This is a genomic window from Pseudomonas sp. S49 (genome assembly GCF_009866785.1).
GTDB lineage: Bacteria > Pseudomonadota > Gammaproteobacteria > Pseudomonadales > Pseudomonadaceae > Aquipseudomonas.
This window is the reverse complement of the sequence record NZ_CP019432.1, coordinates 4,921,262-4,936,454: the sequence shown is the minus strand read 5'-3', so window position 1 is coordinate 4,936,454 and position 15,193 is coordinate 4,921,262. Positions and strand designations below refer to the sequence as shown.

The window sequence follows — 15,193 nt, the reverse complement described above, 5'->3', positions numbered from 1 at the left end:
TCAAACATCAAAGGACTTGTGCGCTGTGAGCATCAATCTGCCGCTACCGCTGCTCGGTGAAATGGCGATTTTCGTCAAGGTCGTGGAGACCGGCAGCTTTTCTGAAGCGGCTCGGCAACTGGGTTCATCGCCGTCAGCGGTGAGTCGCAGTATTTCGCGCCTGGAAAAAGCCCTGGCCACACGATTGCTGCAGCGCACCACGCGCAAACTGCGCCTGAGTGACGGCGGCGAGGAGGTGTTCAAGCGCTGTCAGGAAATGGTCAGCGCAGCCAAGTCCGTCATGGAAATCAGCGGTCAGTTCACCCATGAAGCCGAAGGCCTGGTGCGGGTCAGCGTGCCGAAAGCGGTGGGGCGCTTTGTGATTCATCCGCATATGCCGGAATTTCTGCGGCGTTATCCCAAGGTCGATGTCGAGTTGCTGCTGGAAGATCGTCAGGTCGATCTGATCGACGATCATGTTGATCTGGCCATTCGCATCACGGATCGGCCACCGGCCGGGCTGGTCGGTCGACAACTACTGACGATCGACCATTTGCTCTGCGCGACTCCGCAGTATCTGGCCGAACACGGTACGCCGACTCACCCTCATGACTTGCTCAATCACAGCTGTATCTATCTGGGCGAAACCCCGAGCGACGCGCGCTGGAAATTCAAGAAAGGCAGCAAGGCTGTGACGGTGGGTGTGCGCGGTCGCTATGCCGCCAATCACACCGGCGTGCGATTGGGCGCGGTGTTGCAGCACATCGGCATCGGCAGCCTGCCGTACTTCACCGCCCGCTATGCACTTGAGCAGAAGTTGATTGTGCAGGTGTTGCCGGACTGGACGTTCCTTGCGTCCTATCACGGCGGGCTGTGGTTGCTGCATTCGCCGACGCGGTATCTGCCACCGAAGTTGCGGGTGTTTATCGATTTCCTGGTGGAGTGTCTGCAAAAGGAGCCGACCCTGAGCAAGCCGGGCAAGTCGGGCGAAGGGAGCAAAGTATCGATGGAGTACGAATTGCCCGAAAGCGAAGGCTTGCTTTAACGCCCGCGCAAAGAAAAGGCCCGCATGGATCACCGTGCGGGCCTGTTCGTAGCAGAGCGAAAATCAGTGCTTGCTGTCCTGAGCGGACATCGCCATCAGCTGCTTTTCCTGATTCCAGTCGAACGGTTCGTCGTTCTGTTCGGCTTCGTAGCGACGCTCTTCGAGGGCCTGATACATGTCGATCTCTTCATCGGACAGGTAGTGCAGGCAGTCGCCGGCGAAGAACCACAGCAAGTCGCGCGGTATCAGATGGGCGATTTGCGGGTAACGGGTAATCACTTGAGTCAGGATGTCCTGGCCCAGGTATTGGCTTTCGATCGGATCGATCGGCAGCGATGCCAGCAGTTCGTCGAAGCGCTCCAGGAACAAGGCATGGCTTTCTTCAGGAACCTGTTCGGCCTCACCTACGGCGACCAGGATACTGCGCAGGTGGTCGAGCAAAACAAGATGGTCGGCAACGACGTTGGACACGAGATAAGTCCTCAAGAGCAAAACGGGCGCGGGAGTATAAAGCCCCTGCGCCCTCTTGGACATGCTTGTCAGGATCAGCGGACTTTGCCCTCTGCCTGTTTCAGTTCTTCTTTGTCGAAATCATCGACATCGATCACCTTGCGTCGCGCCGCTTCGGCATCACGCAAGCTCTGCGCTTCTACCGGTTGCAACACCCCGGCCTCCAGCGCCGCATCGATGGCGTGTTCGCCCGCGACCGGTTTCACCTGACCGCTTTTCAGCGAGGTGTGCAGTTTTTTGTGCAGCGGCTGTGCGGCATTCAGCAGATCGCTGGCGTGTTGCAACGCGCCGACTGCATCGTCTGCAGACTGTGGGCGATAGCAACCGGCAAGCAGTTCTTCCAGCGCCGGATCGCCCTTGGCGCGACCAATGACGCCAGCCACTTCGGCCCCGAGTTTGTCCGACGGGCCTTTGTGACGACGGCCGAACGGAAACACAATGCCTCGCAGCAGGCAGCCGAATACCTTGTTCGGGAAGTTGCGCAGCAACTCATCCAGTGCCCGTTCTGATTGGCCGAGGCTTTCTTCCATCGCCCAACGGAAGAGCGGTTCCATGTAGGCCGGCGAATCCAGATCGTGGTAACGCTTGAGTGCGGCAGAGGCCAGATACAGATTACTCAGCACATCACCCAAGCGTGCCGACAGACGTTCACGACGTTTCAATTCGCCGCCGAGCAACATCATGCTGAAGTCGGCGAGCATGGCGAATGCCGCTGCCTGACGATTGAGTGCGCGGAAATAACCCTGACTGATCTTGTCGCCCGGCGCATGTTCGAAGTGGCCGAAGCCGAGGTTCAGCACGAGCGTGCTGGCGGCGTTGCTCACGGCGAAACCTATGTGTTTGAGCATCAGGCCGTCGAACTCTTTCAGTGCCTGATCCTTGTCCTCACGACCGGCCAGAGCCATTTCCTTCAGTACGAACGGATGGCAGCGAATCGCGCCCTGACCGAAGATCATCAGGTTGCGCGAGAGTATGTTTGCGCCTTCCACGGTGATGAAGATCGGTGCACCGTTCCAGCTGCGACCGAGGTAATTGTTCGGCCCCATGATGATCGCTTTCCCGCCGTGGACGTCCATGGCGTGGCTGATGCATTCGCGGCCGCGCTCAGTGAGGTGATACTTGAGGATCGCCGACAGCACCGACGGTTTCTCGCCCAAATCCACCGCGTTGGCGGTGAGCATCCGCGCGGCGTCCATCATCCACGCGTTGCCGCCGATGCGCGCCATGGCTTCCTGAATACCTTCGAACGCCGACAACGGCACGTTGAACTGTTCACGAATCTGCGCGTATTGGCCGGTGACCAGACTGGTGAACTTGGCCGCACCTGTACCGACTGCCGGCAACGAGATCGAACGGCCCACCGACAGGCAGTTCATCAGCATCATCCAGCCCTTGCCGAGCATTTCCTGACCGCCGATGAGGAAGTCCAGCGGGATGAACACGTCCTTGCCCGAGTTCGGACCATTCATGAACGCCGCACCCAATGGCAGGTGGCGACGACCGATCTCCACGCCGGCGGTATCGGTCGGAATCAGCGCCAGGCTGATGCCAAGGTCCTCTTTGTCACCCAGCAGATGCTCCGGGTCATACGCCTTGAACGCCAGGCCGAGGAGTGTGGCAACCGGGCCGAGGGTGATGTAACGCTTTTCCCAGTTCAGGCGCAGGCCAATGACTTCCTGACCTTCCCACTGACCTTTGCAGATGATCCCGGTGTCGGGCATCGCCCCGGCATCGGAGCCAGCGAGCGGGCCGGTGAGGGCGAAGCACGGAATGTCATCGCCACGGGCCAGGCGTGGCAGGTAGTGATTGCGTTGCTCGTCGGTGCCGTAGTGCAGCAGCAGTTCGGCCGGGCCGAGTGAGTTCGGCACCATGACGGTGGAGGCGAGGTCACCGCTGCGGGTGGCGAGTTTCATTGCCACTTGCGAGTGGGCGTAGGCCGAGAAGCCTTTACCGCCAAATTCTTTCGGAATGATCAGGGCAAAAAAGCCGTGTTCCTTGATGTGCGTCCAGGCTTCGGGCGGCAGGTCCATCGACTGGCCGATCTGCCAGTCGGTGACCATGGCGCAGAGTTCCTCGGTCGGGCCGTCAATGAACGCTTGCTCTTCTTCGCTCAGTTGCACCTTCGGATAGGCCAGCAGTTTGTCCCAGTCCGGACGACCGCTGAACAGCTCGCCATCCCACCACACGGTGCCGGCGTCGATCGCGTCGCGTTCGGTCTGCGACATCGGTGGCAGGGTTTTCTGGAACCAGCTGAACAGCGGCGCCGTGAAATGCTTGCGGCGCAGGTCGGGCAGCAGCAACGGTGCAGCGACCACCGCCAGCAGTACCCAGAACACCAGCAACAGCCAGCCCGGTGCGTGACTGAATATCCCCATCGCCAAGAGGTAGACGGCAACGATGCCCAACGCGGGCAGCGGGGCGATACGCCGGTGGGCGAGATACGCCACGCCAACGATCAAAACCAGTATCCACAACAACAGCATATTCAGTCCTCCGTGAACCAAGGCAAATCGACCCTCCAGAGCTTAGACCGCATCTGTAAAACCGGGTGGTCAGACCAAGGTGATTGAAATCGTGGGAAACCCCGGATGGTTTTCGTAGGTTCGGTGGGCAACACGTGTGGGAAATCGTTCGATCAATCCGCGCCTTTGCGTCCAAGTTTGGCCGAAACGTCGTTATCTCTGTGCTGACGCTATCGCTAGACTCGGGGCTCACCCAGGAGATTGTCGTCATGCACGAATATCTGAGCCCCGGCCGCTTCATCGATAGTGACCACCCGGCGGTGGTGGAGTTCGCCGAACAGCACCGTGGTGCCAGCCGCGATCCGCTCGCGCAGGCGATCAGTCTTTATTACGCGGTGCGTGAGGCCGTGCGCTACAACCCCTATACCTTCAGCCGTGATCCGCAGACCTTGCGCGGCAGTTATGCGCTGGCGACGGGGGAGAGTTATTGCGTACCGAAAGCCACGCTGCTGGCGGGGTGCGCGCGGCATTGCGGAATCGCGGCGCGGATCGGTCTGGCCGATGTGAAAAATCACCTGTCGACCCCGCGTCTGCTCGAGTTATTGAAAAGCGATATGTTCGCCATGCACGGCTATACCGAGTTTTTTCTAGAGGGTCGCTGGGTCAAGGCCACGCCGGCGTTCAACCAGAAGCTCTGCGAGTTGTTCAATGTCGCGCCGCTGGAGTTCGACGGTATCAACGACAGCGTTTTCCACCCGTTCAACCGCGATGGGGCACAGTTGATGGAGTATCTGGTCGATCACGGCCAATTCGCCGATGTCCCGGAAACCTTCTTCTTCGAGCATCTGCAAAAGTGCTATCCGCACCTGTTCACCGATCAGCAGCCGCCATTGCTGGGCGATATGCAGAGTGATTTGAGCCGGGTCTGATCCGGCGTATGCTGCCTGCCCACGCATTTGAAAAGAGGCGGTCATGCTGAAGATCTGGGGACGGAAAAACTCATCGAATGTCAGGAAGCCATTGTGGGCCGCCGAGGAACTCGGTCTGGCTTACGAGGCGATTGATGCCGGTGGCGCGTTTGGCGTAGTCGACACGCCCGAGTACCGGGCGATGAACCCGAACGGTCGGGTGCCGGTGATTGAAGACGACGGTTTCGTGTTGTGGGAATCCAACGCCATCGTGCGCTATCTGCTGGCCAGGCATGCGCCCGACAGCGCTTGGTATCCGGCGGATCCGCAAGCCCGCGCTATCGCTGACAAGTGGATGGACTGGACCACCTCGAGTTTCGCCGGGCCTTTCCGCACGGTGTTCTGGGGCGTGTTGCGCACGCCTGCGGACAAGCAGGACTGGGCGGCGATCAATGCCGCGATCAAGGAATGCAGCGAGTTGCTGAGCATGGCAGACAGTGCCTTGGCCAGTCAGCCTTACCTTTCCGGAAAAGACATCGGCATGGGTGACATCCCGCTCGGCAGTTTCATTTATGCCTGGTTCGAGATGCCCATCGAACGCGCCCCGCAACCGCATCTGCAAGCCTGGTACGAGCGCCTGAAGCAGCGTCCGGCTTACCAGAAAGCCGTCATGACCGCGTTGACTTAATACCTACTATCGACACACTTGACTGTACTTGTACGGCGGCGGCAAGCACCATTGCGCACTTGCGCTGCGGTTCGATCCTTCGCCGCCGTCTCCTTTTTCCCTTCAATGGTGCGTAAATCAGATATGAGTTCCGCTCTGTCCATCCGGCAGCTAACCAAAACCTACGGCAACGGGTTCCAGGCCTTGAGTGGTATCGATCTGGACGTCGCCGAAGGTGATTTTTTCGCCTTGCTCGGCCCCAACGGTGCTGGCAAATCCACGACCATCGGCATTCTCTCGACCCTGGTGAACAAAACCAGCGGCACGGTGAATATCTTCGGTCATGACCTGGACAAAAATCCTGCGCAGCTCAAGCGCTCGATCGGCGTGGTGCCTCAGGAATTCAACTTCAACCAGTTCGAAAAGACCTTCGACATCGTCGTGACTCAGGCCGGCTACTACGGCATTCCGGCGAAGATCGCCAAGGAACGCGCCGAGCAGTACCTGACGCAATTGGGCCTGTGGGACAAGCGCGATGTGCCGTCGCGTTCGTTGTCCGGCGGCATGAAGCGCCGTCTGATGATTGCCCGTGCGCTGGTGCATGAACCGCGTCTGCTGATCCTCGATGAGCCGACTGCAGGCGTCGATATCGAGTTGCGTCGTTCGATGTGGACGTTCCTCACCGAACTGAACCAGAAAGGCATCACCATCATCCTCACCACGCACTATCTGGAAGAGGCGGAGCAGTTGTGCCGCAACATCGGCATCATCGACCACGGCACCATCGTCGAGAACACCAGCATGAAACAATTGCTGGGCCAGTTGCACGTGGAAACCTTTTTGCTGGACCTGAAAAACGACTTGAGCGCCGCGCCGCAACTGCTCGGTTATCCGGCCCGGTTGATCGACAGCCACACCCTGGAAGTTCAGGTCGACAAATCCATGGGCATTACGGCGTTGTTCACCCAGTTGGCGCAGCAGAACATTGAAGTGCTGAGCCTGCGCAACAAAACCAATCGCCTCGAGGAGTTGTTCGTGTCCCTGGTGGAGAAAAATCTGTCGAAGGTGGCGGTATGAGTTCCGAATTCCGTCCCAACCTCGTCGCCCTGCAGACCATCGTTTACCGCGAGGTCAAACGCTTCACGCGGATCTGGCCGCAGACGTTGCTGCCACCGGCGATCACCATGGTTCTGTACTTCGTGATCTTCGGTAATCTGATCGGTCGGCAAATCGGCGACATGGGTGGCTTCACTTACATGGAGTACATCGTGCCGGGGCTGATCATGATGTCGGTGATCACCAACTCTTACGGCAACGTGGTGTCGAGTTTCTTCGGCAGCAAGTTCCAGCGTTCCATCGAAGAGCTGATGGTCTCGCCGGTGTCGCCGCACACGATTCTGATTGGCTTCACCATTGGCGGCGTGTTGCGTGGCCTGATGGTCGGCGTGATCGTGACCATTCTGTCGCTGTTCTTCACCCATTTGCAGGTGCATCACCTCGGGGTGACCATCCTTGTGGTGGTGCTGACGGCGACGATTTTCTCGCTGCTGGGCTTCATCAACGCGGTATTTGCGCGCAATTTCGATGATATTTCGATCATCCCGACTTTTGTGCTGACGCCGCTGACGTACCTGGGTGGGGTGTTCTATTCGATCACGCTGCTGCCGCCATTCTGGCAAACCGTGTCGCTGGCCAACCCGGTGCTGCACATGGTCAATGCGTTCCGTTACGGGATTCTGGGTGTGTCGGATATCAAGATTGGTATCGCGATCACCTTCATGCTGGTGGCGACGGTGGTGTTGTATCTCGGTTGTGCGCGGTTGCTGGTGAGTGGGCGTGGTATGCGTACCTGATCCAGAACCGCGTCGACTTCTTCGCGAGCAGGCTCGCTCCCACAGGGGAACGCATTCCAGTGAGCCTGCTCGCGATAGGGCCAATACAGACGCCACAAATCAAAACGGCCTCCCACTGCGGAGGCCGTTTTGCATTCAGCGCATGCGACTTTTCTTGCGCCGCGCCCATTGCCGCGCGACCCACCAGCGCCAGTACATCATTACCAGGCAATAGGCGAGGGCGCCGAGCACCAAGCCGACCACTACCGAACCAAGCAGAAACGGCTGCCACAACGTCGACAACTCGCCGCTGATCCATTCCCAGGTCAGCTCATCCGGCAGATGCCGGGCAGGCACATCCATCAAAAACGCCCCGGCCTGATACGTGCAGAAGAACACCGCCGGCATGGTGATCGGATTGGTCAGCCACACCAGACTGACCGCAATCGGCATGTTCCCCCGCACCATGACGGCAAGGGCGGCGGCCACCAGCATTTGCGCCGGAATCGGCAGGAATGCGGCGAACAGGCCGACCGCCATCGCCCGCGCGACCGAGTGACGATTGAGGTGCCAGAGGTTCGGGTCATGCAGCAACTTGCCGAGAAAGCGTAAGGATTTGTGTTCCCTGATGCTCGTCGGATCGGGCATGTAACGTTTGAATAAGCGCCGGGGCATAAGGCTTCTCGGTCGGTTAAGGCGGCAAGTATGTCTGGATTCTACGAAGCGCCCATTCAGACTTTGTGACAATTGTTGACGACGCACGTGCCCGACACCCGCTATGCCTAAGTGCGGGACTCTCAAGGACGGGCTTATGCGCACAGGGATGATGGCGCTGGCAGTCGGTCTGCTGGCCCCGGTTTTTATGCCGGCCTTACCGCCGGTCTGGTTGATGCTGTTGTTGCCGGTGACGGCTTTGATGTTGCTGCCGTTTCGCAGCTATCCATTGGCGATTTTTCTGCTGGGTTTCACCTGGGCCAGCGTCGGTGCGCAATGGGCGTTGAATGATCGCTTGCCGGCCGAACTGGATGGCGAAACCCGCTGGCTCGAAGGGCGGGTGGTCGGGTTGCCGCAGAACGGCGACGGTGTGGTGCGTTTCGAGTTGGCTGATGCACGCTCACGTCACGAAAAACTGCCATCGCTGATGCGCCTCGCCTGGTACGCCGGGCCGCCGGTCAACAGTGGCGAGCGCTGGCGCTTGGCGGTCAAGCTCAAGCGTCCCGGTGGTTTGCTCAACCCGGACGCTTTCGATTACGAGGCATGGCTGCTGGCGCAACGCATCGGTGCGACGGGCACGATCAAGGATGGTCAACGCCTGAGCGAAGCGCGTTGGGCCTGGCGCGACAGCATTCGTCAGCGCCTGCTTGCAGTGGATGCGCACGGTCGGGCCGGTGCTCTGGCCGCGTTGGTGTTGGGTGATGGGTCCGGGCTCAGTCGCGAGGATTGGCAGATCCTGCAGGACACCGGCACCGTGCACTTGTTGGTGATTTCCGGTCAGCATATCGGCTTGCTGGCGGCGGTGATGTATTGGCTGGTCGCAGGGTTGGCGCGATTTGGCCTGTGGCCGCTGCGTTGGCCGTGGCTGCCATGGGCCTGTGGGCTGGCGTTTACGGCGGCGCTGGGTTACGCCTTGCTTGCCGGATTTGACGTGCCGGTGCAGCGCGCCTGCGTGATGGTCGGCCTGGTACTGTTGTGGCGTTTGCGCTTTCGCCATCTGGGGGCATGGTGGCCGCTGCTGCTGGCGTTCAATGGTGTGCTGTTGCTGGATCCGCTCGCGAGTTTGCGTCCGGGTTTGTGGTTGTCGTTTGCGGCGGTGGCGGTGTTGATTTTCACCTTTGGCGGCCGCCTGGGCGCGTGGCGCTGGTGGCAGACCTGGACGCGAGCGCAATGGTTGATTGCGATCGGTTTGTGTCCGGTGTTGCTGGCACTGAACCTGCCGATCAGTCTCAGCGGGCCGCTGGCCAATCTGCTTGCAGTGCCTTGGGTCAGTCTTGTCGTGCTGCCGCCGGCGTTGCTCGGGACGATGTTGTTGCCCATACCCTGTGTCGGCGAAGGGCTGCTGTGGCTGGCCGGTGGTTTGATCGACGGGTTGTTTCGCGCGCTGGCGATAATGGCCGGGCATTGGCCTGCATGGATCGCACCCTCGATACCCGCCTGGTTCTTGGCTGCTGGCGGTCTCGGCGCGGTGTTGTTGCTGTTGCCGCGCGGCGTGCCAATGCGCCCGCTGGGCTGGCCATTGCTGTTGCTGCTGGTGGTGCCGCCACGCGAACGGCTGGATGAGGGATTGGCCGACATCTGGCAACTGGATGTCGGCCAAGGCCTGGCCATCCTGATCCGCACCCGCCATCACACGTTGCTCTATGACGCTGGGCCGCGCTTTGGTGATTTCGATCTCGGCGAGCGGGTGGTGCTGCCCGCGTTGCGCAAACTGAGAGTGGAAAAACTCGATCTGATGCTGCTCAGCCATGCGGATGCCGATCACGCGGGTGGCGCTCTGGCGATCACCCGTGGTTTGACCGTCGATCGCGTGATCAGCGGTGACCCGCCGGGACTGCCTGAGGCGTTGAGCGCCGAAGCCTGCGAAAGCGGCCGGCAATGGCAGTGGGACGGGGTCGCTTTTCAACTCTGGCAATGGGCGGACGCCCGCGACAGCAATCAGCGCTCCTGCGTCTTGCAGATCGAGGCCAATGGCGAGCGTCTGTTGCTGACCGGCGATATCGACACCCACGCCGAACGTGCGCTGCTCGACAGTCCATTGGCCGTGCCGACACCATGGCTGCAATCGCCCCATCACGGCAGCCGCAGTTCGTCGTCAATGGCGCTGCTCAAGGTGTTGCAACCCGCAGCCGTGCTGATTTCCCGTGGGCAGGGCAATTCCTTCGGCCATCCGCACCCGACCGTGCTGGCGCGTTATCGCAAACAGGGACTGCGCATTTACGACAGCGCCGAGCAGGGTGCCATTCAGGTGCAACTGGGCACCTTCGCGCCGCCTCGCACAATGCGTCATCAGCGGCGTTTCTGGCGTGATCCGCCCGCGCTGGCCCGCTGATCGGGGCATGAGTCAATGGGTATCACGGTCGTCGGGGCGGCGGGTCTTAATCGTCGATCGGTATGGTAAAGTGGCGCACTTTTTCGAGGGGACTGTCACTGTGTGGGAATTGGTCAAATCCGGCGGCTGGATGATGTTGCCGATCATTCTGAGCTCCATCGCGGCCATGGCGATCGTCGCCGAACGCCTGTGGACACTGCGCGCCAGTCGCGTCACCCCCGAGCATCTGCTGGGCCAGGTCTGGGTCTGGATCAAGGACAAGCAGCTCAATAAAGAAAAACTCAAGGAATTGCGCGCCAATTCGCCGCTGGGGGAAATCCTCGCCGCCGGTCTGGCCAACTCCAAGCATGGTCGCGAGATCATGAAAGAGTGCATTGAAGAAGCCGCCGCCCGCGTCATCCACGAGCTCGAACGCTACGTCAATGCGCTGGGCACCATCGCCGCGATGTCGCCGCTGCTCGGTCTGCTGGGTACGGTGCTGGGCATGATCGATATCTTCAGCGCATTCACCGGTTCCGGTATGACCACCAATGCTTCGGTGCTGGCGGGTGGTATCTCCAAGGCGCTGATCACCACAGCAGCAGGCCTGATGGTCGGTATTCCGGCGGTGTTCTTCCACCGCTTCCTGCAACGCCGCATTGATGAACTGGTGGTGGGCATGGAGCAGGAAGCGATCAAACTGGTTGAAGTGGTGCAGGGTGACCGTGACGTCGACCTGGCCGAGGGCCGCGCGTGAAATTCCGTCGCAAGCCTCGGGAAACCATCGATATCAACCTCGCGTCGCTGATCGACGTGGTGTTCATTCTGCTGCTGTTTTTCGTCGTGACCACCACGTTTACCCGTGAAACCCAGTTGCGCGTCGACCTGCCGGAAGCGGTCAGCGGCTCTCCGGCCGAAGATCAGCAGCTCAAGCAGATCGACGTGGCTATCAGCGCCGAAGGCGTGTTTTCGGTGAACAACAGGATTCTGCCGAAGAACGATCTGGCGACATTGATGGAAGCCATGCAGAAAGAATCCAACGGTGACACCAACATGCCGTTGTCGATCAGTGCTGACGGCAAGACTCAGCATCAATCCGTGATCACCGCCATGGACGCGGCCGGCAAGCTCGGTTTCAGCCATCTGCGCATGACCACGGTCGAGGCGGCGCCCAAATCCTGATGAGCCTGTCCGATCGTTTGCTCGCTGCGTGGTATCAGGGGCACCCGGCCCTGACGTTGCTGCGGCCGCTGGAAATGTTGTACCGCCGCGTGGTGGTGGGTAAACGCCAGCGCTTTCTCGACGGTGAAGGCGAGATTTACCAGCCGCCAGTGCCGCTGATCGTGGTCGGCAACATCACCGTCGGCGGCACCGGCAAAACGCCGATGATTCTCTGGCTGATCGAACATTGCCGGCGCAGCGGTTTGCGCGTCGGCGTGGTCAGCCGTGGTTACGGTGCCAAACCCGCGCAGTTGCCGTGGCGCGTTGAGGCCGATCAAACCGCCGATATCGCTGGCGACGAACCGCTGCTGATCGTCCAGCGCACCGGCGTGCCGCTGATGATCGACCCCAATCGCAGCGCCGCTGTCAAAGCCTTGCTCGCCAGTGAGCCGCTGGATCTGATCCTCTCCGACGACGGCATGCAGCATTACCGTCTGGCGCGGGATCTGGAGCTGGTGCTGATCGACGCCGCCCGTGGTCTGGGCAACAAACGCTGCTTGCCTGCCGGACCGTTGCGCGAACCGATCGAACGTCTGCAAAGCGTCGACGGCGTGCTGTTCAATGGTGCGACTGAAGACCGTGACGACGGTTTCGCCTTTCGCCTGCAGCCGACGGCGCTGGTCAACCTGCGCAGCGGCGAGCGCAAATCTCTCGAGCATTTTCCGTCCGGTCAAAGCGTGCATGCGGTCGCCGGGATCGGCAATCCGCAACGTTTCTTCAATACCCTCGAAGCGCTAGACTGGCGGGCAATCCCCCATGCGTTTGCCGATCACGCCGAATACAGCGTGCAGGCGTTGAATTTCACACCGTCATTGCCGTTGGTGATGACTGAAAAGGATGCGGTGAAGTGCCGTGCCTTCGCTGCTGCCGACTGGTGGTATCTGGCGGTCGATGCCGTGCCGTCGCCGGCCTTCGTGGCCTGGTTCGACACGCAACTGATGCGTCTGTTGCCCGATCGGCTTTTGCCTTAACTCTTTACTCAGGGAATGTTCATGGACACCAAATTGCTCGACATCCTCGCGTGCCCGATCTGCAAAGGCCCGCTCAAGCTCAGCGCCGACAAGACCGAACTGATCAGCAAGGGTGCCGGTCTGGCCTATCCGATCCGCGACGGCATCCCGGTGATGCTCGAAAGCGAAGCCCGCACTCTGACCACCGACGAGCGTCTGGATAAATGACCACTGCCTTCACCGTTGTCATCCCGTCGCGTTTCGCCTCGACCCGTCTGCCGGGCAAACCGCTGCTGGACATCGCCGGCAAGCCAATGATCCAGCACGTCTGGGAACAGGCGAGCAAAAGCAGCGCGACCCGCGTCGTGGTCGCGACTGACGACGCGCGCATCGTCGAGGCCTGCAAGGCTTTTGGTGCCGAAGTGGTGCTGACCCGTGAAGACCATAATTCCGGCACCGATCGTCTGGCCGAAGTCGCGGCGAAACTGGGCCTTGAGCCTGACGCGATCGTGGTCAACGTGCAGGGTGACGAGCCACTGATCCCGCCGAGCGTGATTGATCAGGTCGCCGCCAACCTCGCCGCCCACACCGAAGCGCGCATGGCCACGCTGGCCGAGCCGATCGAGGACGTGGAAACCCTGTTCAATCCGAACGTGGTCAAGGTTGTCAGCGACCTCAACGGTCTGGCGCTGACCTTCAGCCGTTCGACCTTGCCTTGGGCGCGCGATGCATTCGCCAAGAGCCGCGAGCAATTGCCTGAAGGCGTGCCGTACCGTCGTCACATCGGTATCTATGCCTACCGCGCCGGTTTCCTCCAGGACTTCGTCAGCTGGGGCCCGTGCTGGCTGGAAAACACTGAATCCCTCGAGCAACTGCGTGCCCTGTGGCATGGCGTGCGGATTCATGTCGCCGATGCGCTGATCGCACCGCCAACTGGCGTCGACACTGCCGAAGACCTCGAGCGCGTTCGTCGCCTGCTGGGGGCCTGATGCGCGTTCTGTTTGTGTGCCTGGGCAACATTTGCCGTTCACCCACGGCTGAAGGCGTGTTGCGCCACAAGTTGCGTGCCGCAGGGCTGGCGGATCAGGTCGAAGTGGCCTCGGCTGGCACCGGTGACTGGCACGTCGGCAACCCGCCGGACAAACGCAGTCAGGCCGCGGCCAAAGTGCGCGGCTATGACCTGTCGGCGCAACGCGCGCAGCAGGTCAGCCGCGCCGACTTCGCCAGTTATGACCTGATTCTGGCGATGGACAACAGCAACCTGCGCAACCTCAAGGCGCTGCAACCGTCCACTGGCAAGGCCGAACTGGATCTGTTCCTGCGCCGTTATGCCGGGTTGGTCGATGAGGTGCCGGATCCGTATTACGACGGCAATCAGGGGTTCGAGCAGGTGCTGGATCTGATCGAAGCGGCTTGTGACCAATTGTTGATCGAAGTGAAGGGCCGGTTATGAGTTTGCAGGTGCAACCACAGGTTTCCCTGAAACCGTTCAACAGTTTTGGCGTCGATGTGCGCGCGCAACTGTTCGCCGAAGCCCACAGCGATGCCGATGTCCGTGAAGCACTGGCGTATGCCAGCGCGCACGACGTGCCGTTACTGGTAATCGGCGGTGGCAGCAACTTGCTGCTGACGGCGGATATCCCGGCGCTGGTGCTGCGCATGGCGACGCGCGGGATCCGCGTGATCAGCGATGACGGCAGCCGTGTGGTAATCGAAGCTGAAGCTGGCGAGCCTTGGCATCCGTTTGTTCAGCACACGCTGGCGCTGGGCTTTTCCGGACTGGAAAACCTCAGCCTGATTCCCGGCACTGTCGGCGCTGCGCCAATGCAGAACATTGGCGCTTACGGCGTCGAGATCAAGGATGTGTTTGCCGGGCTCACGGCGCTGGATCGCCAGACTGGCGAGCTACGTGATTTCACCCTGGAAGAATGCAACTTTGCCTACCGCGACAGCCTGTTCAAACAGCAGCCTGGGCGTTGGTTGATTTTGCGCGTGCGTTTTACGCTCGATCGCGTCGCGCATCTGCATCTGGAGTACGGCCCGGTGCGTCAGCGCCTGACCGAGCAGGGCATCGAGCAGCCGACGCCAAGTGACGTCAGCCGCGCCATCTGCAGCATCCGCAGTGAAAAACTGCCGGATCCGGCAGTGCTCGGTAATGCCGGCAGCTTCTTCAAGAACCCGCTGGTGTCGGCGGACATCGTCGCGCAGATCAAAGCGCAGCACCCGGATGTGGTCGCCTACGCGCAACCCGACGGGCAGATGAAACTGGCCGCGGGCTGGTTGATCGAGCGCGCTGGCTGGAAAGGTTTCCGTGAGGCCGATGCCGGCGTGCATAAATTGCAGGCGCTGGTGTTGGTCAACTACGGCGCCGCGACCGGTCTGCAATTGCTCGATCTGGCGCAACGCATCCAGAAAGACATTGCAGAACGTTTCAATGTCGAGCTGGAAATGGAGCCCAATCGGTATTGAAGCAGCGTCGAGCTTCAAGCTTCTAGCGGCAAGCTACAATCTTGAGCGTGAGCCAGCTACTGCTTTTACTTTTAGCTTGTAGCTAAAAGCTCGTAACTGAAAAGCCCTGTCTCAGCAGGGCTTTT

General features: G+C 60.4%; 16 protein-coding genes. 13 read left to right on the top strand and 3 right to left on the bottom strand.

Going from position 1 to position 15,193, the window contains the following annotated elements:
• Window positions 1-25 precede the first annotated feature (25 nt).
• A complete protein-coding gene (locus PspS49_RS21690; RefSeq protein ID WP_127929351.1) occupies window positions 26-1,024 on the top strand; it encodes a LysR family transcriptional regulator in 999 nt (332 codons plus the stop codon).
• A 63-nt stretch (window positions 1,025-1,087) separates the two neighbouring features.
• Here PspS49_RS21690 and PspS49_RS21685 read toward each other — a convergent pair whose 3' ends face one another.
• Together PspS49_RS21685 and PspS49_RS21680 are read right to left on the bottom strand one after the other, a co-directional pair.
• The gene (locus PspS49_RS21685; protein ID WP_103307272.1) at window positions 1,088-1,495 is read right to left on the bottom strand and encodes a PA2817 family protein; all 408 of its coding nucleotides are present in this window, start codon (window positions 1,493-1,495) and stop codon (window positions 1,088-1,090) included.
• Window positions 1,496-1,569: 74 nt separating this feature from the next.
• Window positions 1,570-4,017 (bottom strand): acyl-CoA dehydrogenase, encoded by a 2,448-nt coding sequence (locus tag PspS49_RS21680; RefSeq protein ID WP_160041424.1) that lies wholly within the window; start codon window positions 4,015-4,017, stop codon window positions 1,570-1,572.
• Window positions 4,018-4,265: 248 nt separating this feature from the next.
• Between PspS49_RS21680 and PspS49_RS21675 the strand changes: the two genes are divergently transcribed.
• The 4 genes from PspS49_RS21675 (at window position 4,266) to PspS49_RS21660 (ending at window position 7,424) form a co-directional block, all read left to right on the top strand.
• Complete coding sequence (locus PspS49_RS21675) at window positions 4,266-4,925, top strand: transglutaminase family protein (protein WP_127929349.1); 660 nt, start codon at window positions 4,266-4,268, stop codon at window positions 4,923-4,925.
• Between the two features lie 43 nt (window positions 4,926-4,968).
• Entirely contained in the window at window positions 4,969-5,592 is a 624-nt protein-coding gene (locus PspS49_RS21670) for a glutathione S-transferase (protein WP_127929348.1), read from the top strand.
• A gap of 123 nt (window positions 5,593-5,715) precedes the next feature.
• Window positions 5,716-6,648, top strand: a complete 933-nt coding sequence (locus tag PspS49_RS21665) for an ABC transporter ATP-binding protein (protein WP_127929347.1) — start codon at window positions 5,716-5,718, stop codon at window positions 6,646-6,648.
• Window positions 6,645-7,424: an ABC transporter permease gene (locus tag PspS49_RS21660; RefSeq protein WP_008087860.1), complete on the top strand. Its 780-nt coding sequence runs from the start codon at window positions 6,645-6,647 to the stop codon at window positions 7,422-7,424. Before PspS49_RS21665 ends, PspS49_RS21660 begins: the two co-directional genes overlap by 4 nt.
• A 135-nt stretch (window positions 7,425-7,559) precedes the next feature.
• Here the strand turns inward: PspS49_RS21660 and PspS49_RS21655 are convergent, their stop codons facing one another.
• Window positions 7,560-8,078 carry a DUF2062 domain-containing protein gene (locus PspS49_RS21655; protein ID WP_007908202.1) on the bottom strand — a complete coding sequence of 173 codons (519 nt, stop codon included), beginning with the start codon at window positions 8,076-8,078 and terminating at the stop codon, window positions 7,560-7,562.
• A gap of 136 nt (window positions 8,079-8,214) precedes the next feature.
• On the opposite strand from PspS49_RS21655, the gene PspS49_RS21650 reads away from it, so the two are divergent.
• The 8 genes from PspS49_RS21650 to murB all read left to right on the top strand — a co-directional run bounded on the left by PspS49_RS21650 (window position 8,215) and on the right by murB (window position 15,068).
• The gene (locus PspS49_RS21650) at window positions 8,215-10,449 is read left to right on the top strand and encodes a DNA internalization-related competence protein ComEC/Rec2 (RefSeq protein ID WP_160041422.1); all 2,235 of its coding nucleotides are present in this window, start codon (window positions 8,215-8,217) and stop codon (window positions 10,447-10,449) included.
• A gap of 100 nt (window positions 10,450-10,549) precedes the next feature.
• A complete protein-coding gene (locus tag PspS49_RS21645) occupies window positions 10,550-11,185 on the top strand; it encodes a MotA/TolQ/ExbB proton channel family protein (RefSeq protein ID WP_007908216.1) in 636 nt (211 codons plus the stop codon).
• Window positions 11,182-11,610: a biopolymer transporter ExbD gene (locus PspS49_RS21640; protein ID WP_127929345.1), complete on the top strand. Its 429-nt coding sequence runs from the start codon at window positions 11,182-11,184 to the stop codon at window positions 11,608-11,610. Before PspS49_RS21645 ends, PspS49_RS21640 begins: the two co-directional genes overlap by 4 nt.
• The gene (gene lpxK, locus PspS49_RS21635) at window positions 11,610-12,620 is read left to right on the top strand and encodes a tetraacyldisaccharide 4'-kinase (protein ID WP_150750552.1); all 1,011 of its coding nucleotides are present in this window, start codon (window positions 11,610-11,612) and stop codon (window positions 12,618-12,620) included. Before PspS49_RS21640 ends, lpxK begins: the two co-directional genes overlap by 1 nt.
• A 21-nt stretch (window positions 12,621-12,641) precedes the next feature.
• Window positions 12,642-12,827 (top strand): Trm112 family protein, encoded by a 186-nt coding sequence (locus PspS49_RS21630; protein ID WP_003174668.1) that lies wholly within the window; start codon window positions 12,642-12,644, stop codon window positions 12,825-12,827.
• Window positions 12,824-13,588 carry a 3-deoxy-manno-octulosonate cytidylyltransferase gene (kdsB, locus tag PspS49_RS21625; protein WP_127929343.1) on the top strand — a complete coding sequence of 255 codons (765 nt, stop codon included), beginning with the start codon at window positions 12,824-12,826 and terminating at the stop codon, window positions 13,586-13,588. The genes PspS49_RS21630 and kdsB overlap by 4 nt, the downstream gene beginning before the upstream one ends.
• A complete protein-coding gene (locus PspS49_RS21620; RefSeq protein WP_127929342.1) occupies window positions 13,588-14,052 on the top strand; it encodes a low molecular weight protein-tyrosine-phosphatase in 465 nt (154 codons plus the stop codon). The genes kdsB and PspS49_RS21620 overlap by 1 nt, the downstream gene beginning before the upstream one ends.
• Entirely contained in the window at window positions 14,049-15,068 is a 1,020-nt protein-coding gene (murB, locus tag PspS49_RS21615; RefSeq protein ID WP_127929341.1) for a UDP-N-acetylmuramate dehydrogenase, read from the top strand. The genes PspS49_RS21620 and murB overlap by 4 nt, the downstream gene beginning before the upstream one ends.
• The last annotated feature ends 125 nt before the right edge of the window (window positions 15,069-15,193 follow it).

Coding starts and splice junctions, on each gene's coding strand:
- PspS49_RS21680 (WP_160041424.1), bottom strand. CDS start 4,017: ATGCTGTTGTTGTGGATACTGGTTTTGATCGTTGGCGTGGCGTATCTC.
- PspS49_RS21675 (WP_127929349.1), top strand. CDS start 4,266: ATGCACGAATATCTGAGCCCCGGCCGCTTCATCGATAGTGACCACCCG.
- PspS49_RS21670 (WP_127929348.1), top strand. CDS start 4,969: ATGCTGAAGATCTGGGGACGGAAAAACTCATCGAATGTCAGGAAGCCA.
- PspS49_RS21665 (WP_127929347.1), top strand. CDS start 5,716: ATGAGTTCCGCTCTGTCCATCCGGCAGCTAACCAAAACCTACGGCAAC.
- PspS49_RS21660 (WP_008087860.1), top strand. CDS start 6,645: ATGAGTTCCGAATTCCGTCCCAACCTCGTCGCCCTGCAGACCATCGTT.
- PspS49_RS21655 (WP_007908202.1), bottom strand. CDS start 8,078: ATGCCCCGGCGCTTATTCAAACGTTACATGCCCGATCCGACGAGCATC.
- PspS49_RS21650 (WP_160041422.1), top strand. CDS start 8,215: ATGCGCACAGGGATGATGGCGCTGGCAGTCGGTCTGCTGGCCCCGGTT.
- lpxK (WP_150750552.1), top strand. CDS start 11,610: ATGAGCCTGTCCGATCGTTTGCTCGCTGCGTGGTATCAGGGGCACCCG.
- PspS49_RS21630 (WP_003174668.1), top strand. CDS start 12,642: ATGGACACCAAATTGCTCGACATCCTCGCGTGCCCGATCTGCAAAGGC.
- kdsB (WP_127929343.1), top strand. CDS start 12,824: ATGACCACTGCCTTCACCGTTGTCATCCCGTCGCGTTTCGCCTCGACC.
- PspS49_RS21620 (WP_127929342.1), top strand. CDS start 13,588: ATGCGCGTTCTGTTTGTGTGCCTGGGCAACATTTGCCGTTCACCCACG.
- murB (WP_127929341.1), top strand. CDS start 14,049: ATGAGTTTGCAGGTGCAACCACAGGTTTCCCTGAAACCGTTCAACAGT.